The following is a 5,455-nucleotide window of genomic DNA, read 5'->3' on the forward strand; positions in this document are numbered from 1 at the left end:
GCATCACGCAGGATGTCCGGCCAAGGGCAGCCGTCCGGGCGCCCTGCCCCGCGAGCGGCGACGCACGCGTCGCCCGCGCCGGTCGGGTCGCCTCGGAGCCGGATGGGCGGGACGGAGTGGTGGTGTGCTTCCCCGGTGAGGACGTGCAGCCGTTCGGGCCGTCGGAGGCGACGACCGTCCGGGCTCCGCGTGCCCGGAGTGGGGCTGAAGCGTCTGCGAGGTCGGAGCTACCGGTGACCAGGCCCGGCGGGAGGCTGCCCGCGAGGACCACGGCCTCCGCCTCACCGGCCAGTTCGGTGAACCGGCGGGTGAACGCGTTCCAGGAGGGCGGGCCGATGTGCGGCCCTCGCCCGTTGAGGACGGTGGCATACCCGCTGCGCTCACACCCGCAAGATCTCCAGCGGCCGCATGGTGTGATCCAGGACCGCGCCCTTCATCGACGTACCGCCGACGTCCAGGGCGAGCACGCACGCGCCGCTGTCGTCGTGCTCAGTCATGTGCGCCGGGCAGAACCACCGAGCGGGTCAGGGCCCGCGGCCGGTCCGGGTCAAGCCCCCGCGCGCCGGCCATGTGCACGGCCAGGCGCTGCGCGCGGACGAGATCGGCCAGCGGATCCAGATCGCCCGGCGCCCCGCCCGACTCGGCGACGTAGGCTCCGCCGGTACGGGCCACGTCGTCGCCCAGGCCGTGCGGGGCCGGACCGAAGACCCAGGCGCCGCGGCCGGGCGCGGTGATGCTGATGGGCCCGTGACGGTACTCCATCGCCGGATACGCCTCGGTCCAGGCCCCGGCCGCCTCGCGCAGCTTCAGGCCGGCCTCCAGCGCGAGTCCGTAGGCCCAGCCGACGCCGAGGAAGGTGATCTGCTCCGCCGCGAGCATGTCCCCGGGCAGAGGCGCGGCGATGGCTCGCTCCACGTCGTCGGCGGCCTGCGCGATCGTTCGCACGCCCTCGGGAAGGGGGCCCAGGTGCTCCAGATGGGCCCGAAGGAGAGCCAGTGCGGTGGTCGCGAACCGGGTCTGCACCACCGACTCCTCGTCGGCGTAGTCGAGCACGATGACGCTGTCGGAGACATCTGCCACGGGGGTGGTGCCGTCCGCCGTGAGGGCCGTGACACGGGCCCGGCCCCGTATCCGGGTCAGGAGGGTGACGACTTCCGTGGTCGTGCCGGACCGGGTGAGCGCCACGACGCGGTCGTAGTGGCGGTCGGCGGGAAAAAGGGAGGCGGCGAAGGCGTCCGTCTCGCCGTGACCGGCCTGCTCCCGCAGCTCGGCGTAGGCCAGGGCCATGTAGTACGAGGTTCCGCAGCCCACTACCGCGACGCGTTCACCGTGCTTGGGGAGGGCGTCGCAGTGGTCGGCGGCGGAGGCGGCCGCCTTGCGCCAGCAGTCGGGTTGGGTGGCGATCTCGCGCGCGGTCTGCGAGGAGTAAGAGGAGTCGTGAGAAGTGGTCATCGGTTTCGCTTTCCCTTCGGTGCGGTGCGGTGCAGTGCAGTGCCATTCGGTTCGCTTCGGTGCGGCGCAGTACGGTGCCGTGCGGTGCAGTACGGGGTCAGTCGAAGGTTTCGACGAACTCTTCGCACGGCCCGAGGTGGGGCTCGTCGAGGAGTTCGACGTGCTCGCCGAAGTGGTCGAGTTCGAGGATCGTCAGGAGGTTGGTTCCCCGCCGCAGCAGGGGCCGGGGGACGTACAGCGTCGTCTGGGGGCCGATGTTCCAGTAGCGGCCGAGCAGGGTGTCGTTGACCCAGACGAAGCCCTTTCCGAACCCGGGCAGGGCAAGGAAGGTGTCGGCCGGTTCCTCGACGTGCAGCTGTGCCGTGGCGATGCCGCGGTCGTCGGCGGGTTCGGCCGCAGCGGCGCGTGTGAGGTCGTCGGCGGTCCACTCGTCCAGGGGCAGGGGGCGCATGGACCATCCGTGGATGAGGCGGCGCTCTACGCGGACGCCGCCGAGGATGCCTTTGCGCTGTCCGAGCAGTGGGCCGTAGTTGATGCGGCCCTGGTTCTCCACGAGCAGTTCGAGCCGGACCGCGGCACCCGTTCCGGTGAGGGTGAAAGTCGAGGTGGGCTGGTCCAGGACGGTGACCAGGGTGCCGTCGGCGAAGACCTGGGCGCGGTCGTGGAGTCCGGTGACCGTCACCTCGTGGGTCCCGGGCGGGATGCGGGGGTGCGCGGTGTAGAGCACGAGGCCGGAGGCCTGTCCCAGTTCCTCGAAACTCAGCGGGCTGCCGCAGTGCAGGGGCGTCGAGACCGAGCCGAGGGCTTCCAGCAGTCCGGCCCCGCGCCGTATGCCCAGAGTCGTCGGTTCGAGCAGTGGCGGGTCGGTCGGCGGGGCGGGTACGGGACGGGAGCTGTACGGGGTGAGCTTGTCGCGCAGGGCGTGGAACTTCGGTGTGAGTGCCCCGTGTTCCGCTATGGGAGCGTCGGAGTCGTAGCTCGTGATGGTGGGCTGGAGGCGTGTTCCGTCGTGGTTGGCGCCTGCCCACAGTCCGAAGTTGGTGCCGCCGTGAGCCATGTAGAGACTGACCGAGCCGCCTTGCTCGAGGATGCCTTCCACGTCGGCGGCGGCGCTCTGCGGGGAACGTACGTGGTGCCGCTCACCCCAGTGATCGAACCAGCCGTTCCAGAACTCGGCGCACAGGAAGGGTTCGCCGGAGCGGCGCGAGCGCAGTATCGCGGCTGCCTGATCGGGGCGTGATCCGAAGGTCGCGGCCGCCAGTTCGCCGGGGATGGTTCCGCCGTCGAGCATGAGCGGTGTCGGCCCGTCGGCGGTGAACAGCAGCTCGGTGATTCCGCGTGAGACCAGGGCGTCGCGCAGCCAGTGCAGGTAGACGTGGTCGTCGCCGTAGCTGCCGTACTCGTTCTCGACCTGGACGGCGACGACGGGCCCGCCGTGTGTGCTCTGACCGGCGGCGATGATCGGGATCAGGACGTCGAACCAGCGGCCCACCTCGTTGACGAAGTCCCGGTGGCTGCTTCTGGGGCGCATGCCGGGTCGGCCGGTCAGCCAGGCGGGCAGCCCTCCGTTGTCCCACTCGGCACAGATGTACGGGCCCGGGCGGGCGATGACGTCCAGACCGGTTTCCCGTGCGAGTCGGAGGAACTCCGGCAGGTCGCGCCACCCGTCGAAGCGGATGTCGCCGCGGCGGCGCTCATGGAAGTTCCACGGCACGTAGGTGTCGACGGTGTTGAGTCCCAGCGCGGCGAGGCGCTGGAGGCGGTCGGCCCACTGCGCGGGGTGGACGCGGAAGTAGTGCAGGGAGCCGGACAGGATCCGGTGCGGCTGTCCGGAGCGCATGAACGCTCCGTCGGTCCAGGTCAGAGCAGGACGTGTCGGCGCCTGCGCCGACGCGGGGGCGGGGACTTCGGGTCGGGTGGCGGTGGGGTCGAACAGAGTCGTCATTTGACTGCTCCGGCGGTCATGCCCGCGCGCCAGAACCGCTGGAGCGAGAGGAAGGCGATCAGGAGCGGCGCGATGGACACCAGCGAACCGATGACGACGAGGGGCGGGGGCACGGCGACGTGGCTGGCGTTCCAGCCGACGAGGCCGACCGTGACGGGTTGCAGCCGGTCGTCGCCCAGGACCATGGCGGGCAGGAGGTAGTTGTTCCAGATCTCCACGAACTGGAAGAGGAAGATCGTGACCAGGGCGGGCAGCATCATCCGCACCGCGATGGTGCGGAAGACGCGGAACTCCCCCGCGCCGTCGAGGCGGCCGGCTTCGAGGACCTCGTCGGGCACGCTCTGTTCGGCGAAGACCCTTGCGAGGTAGACGCCGAAGGGGCTGACGACGCTCGGCAGCAGGACGGCGAGGGGGCTGTCGATCAGGTGGACGCCCGAGAACATCAGGTAGAGCGGGAGCGTGAACAGCACCTTGGGCAGCAGGACGGCTGCCAGGACCAGTGAGAACAGCAGACCGCGGCCGGGGAAGTCGTACTTGGCGAGCGCGTATCCGGTGAGGGCGGACAGGGCGGTGCCGATCAGCGCTCCCGCGCCGCAGTACACGACGCTGTTGAGCATCCAGCGCCAGAAGATGCCGCCGTCCTGGCTGCTGAGCCGGGCGATGTTGTCGAACAGGCCGAAGCCGTCGAACCACAGCCCGCTGCCGCCGAACTGCTCTCCGAAGGGTTTGGTCGCCGAGACCAGCAGCCACCACAGAGGGAAGAGGAAGTAGACGGCGGACAGACCCAGCAGGGCGAGCACGGTGACGCGGCTGGCGGGACTGGTCTCGCGCCGCGGTCGGATCCGGGCGGTGGGGGTGGGGATCACCGTGGTCATGCCTGGTCTCCTCGGCGGGTCAGCTTGAAGAAGGTGAGCGACACCGCGCCCACGGCGATGGCGAGCAGGACCGACTGGGCCGCGGCGTAGGGGTAGTTGCCGGCCGCGACCGCGCTCTGTGCCGACATCAGCGGGGTGAACGCGGAAGAGATCGATCCGCCCGAGACCGGCTGCAGGACGGCCGGCTCGTTGTACAGCTGGGCCGACCCGATGATCGAGAACACCGTGGTCAGCACCAGCGCACCCCGCACGGCGGGGATCTTGACGCTCCACGCGATCCGCAGGGCGGAGGCCCCGTCCATCTTGGCGGCTTCCAGCACTTCGGCGGGGATGGACTGGAGGGCCGCGTAGATGATGATCATGTTGTAGCCGGCCCAGCTCCACGTGACGATGTTGGCCACGGACCACAGCACGACGTCTTCGTCGAAGAAGGGGATGGTGACGGCGAACGGTTCGAGCAGCCGGTTGAGCGGGCTGGACGTCGAGGAGTACATGAACGACCACACGAGTGCGGCACTGACACCGGGGATCGCGTAGGGGACGAAGCTCGTCAGGCGGAAGAAGCCCCTGCCCCGCGCGGACTTGGAGTCGATGAGCAGGGCCAGCACCAGGGCGAGGCCCAGCATGAGCGGCACCTGTACGCATCCGAAGAGGGCGACGCGGCCGAGCGAGGCCAGGAACGAGCCGTCGTGCAAGGCCCGCGTGTAGTTGTCCAGGGGAGCGAAGACCTCCGTGGGCGCGGTCAGGCCCAGGCCGGAGCGGCGGATGGTGAAGAGGCTGCTGTGGGCCGCGTACAGGATCGGCGCGATGTACATGGCGACGAACAGGACGACGAACGGGGCGCAGAAGAGCAGCGGGCCGAGCCGCCTGGGGCGTCCGAGGGGCGTCGTCTCACGCGTCCGGCGGGGCGCGGCGGTGGCTGCCGGGCGCCGTGCGGGGGCGCGGTGCGCGGCGGAGGCATGGGTCACGGGGCGTTCCTCACTGGGGCGTCGCCGGAGTGGTGGCGGGATTCCCGGCGACGAGGGGGCGGGCGGGGGCGGCGACCCCCCGGCGGGGCCGGGGGCCCCCCCCCCGCGGGCCGGCTGTAACGGGCGGTGGCCACGCCCAGCGTGGGCATATAGGTGACGGTGGTGTACAGGGCGGGGGACAGGGCCAGGGCGGTTGTTCCCCCGTCTAATATAAA

At 70.6% G+C, this 5,455-nt stretch carries 4 protein-coding genes; all 4 read right to left on the reverse strand.

Annotated elements, in window-relative coordinates:
- Positions 1-489 precede the first annotated feature (489 nt).
- Positions 490-1,452 carry an SIS domain-containing protein gene (locus ACFCY7_RS23180; protein ID WP_376487906.1) on the reverse strand — a complete coding sequence of 321 codons (963 nt, stop codon included), beginning with the start codon at positions 1,450-1,452 and terminating at the stop codon, positions 490-492.
- 97 nt (positions 1,453-1,549) lie between these two features.
- Positions 1,550-3,397 carry a glycoside hydrolase family 35 protein gene (locus ACFCY7_RS23185; RefSeq protein ID WP_376487908.1) on the reverse strand — a complete coding sequence of 616 codons (1,848 nt, stop codon included), beginning with the start codon at positions 3,395-3,397 and terminating at the stop codon, positions 1,550-1,552.
- Positions 3,394-4,272: a carbohydrate ABC transporter permease gene (locus tag ACFCY7_RS23190; RefSeq protein ID WP_376487910.1), complete on the reverse strand. Its 879-nt coding sequence runs from the start codon at positions 4,270-4,272 to the stop codon at positions 3,394-3,396. Before ACFCY7_RS23190 ends, ACFCY7_RS23185 begins: the two co-directional genes overlap by 4 nt.
- The gene (locus tag ACFCY7_RS23195; protein ID WP_376487912.1) at positions 4,269-5,240 is read right to left on the reverse strand and encodes a carbohydrate ABC transporter permease; all 972 of its coding nucleotides are present in this window, start codon (positions 5,238-5,240) and stop codon (positions 4,269-4,271) included. The genes ACFCY7_RS23190 and ACFCY7_RS23195 overlap by 4 nt, the downstream gene beginning before the upstream one ends.
- Positions 5,241-5,455 lie beyond the last annotated feature (215 nt).

The sequence above is a fragment of the Streptomyces sp. NPDC056361 genome (assembly GCF_042262805.1).
GTDB lineage: Bacteria > Actinomycetota > Actinomycetes > Streptomycetales > Streptomycetaceae > Streptomyces.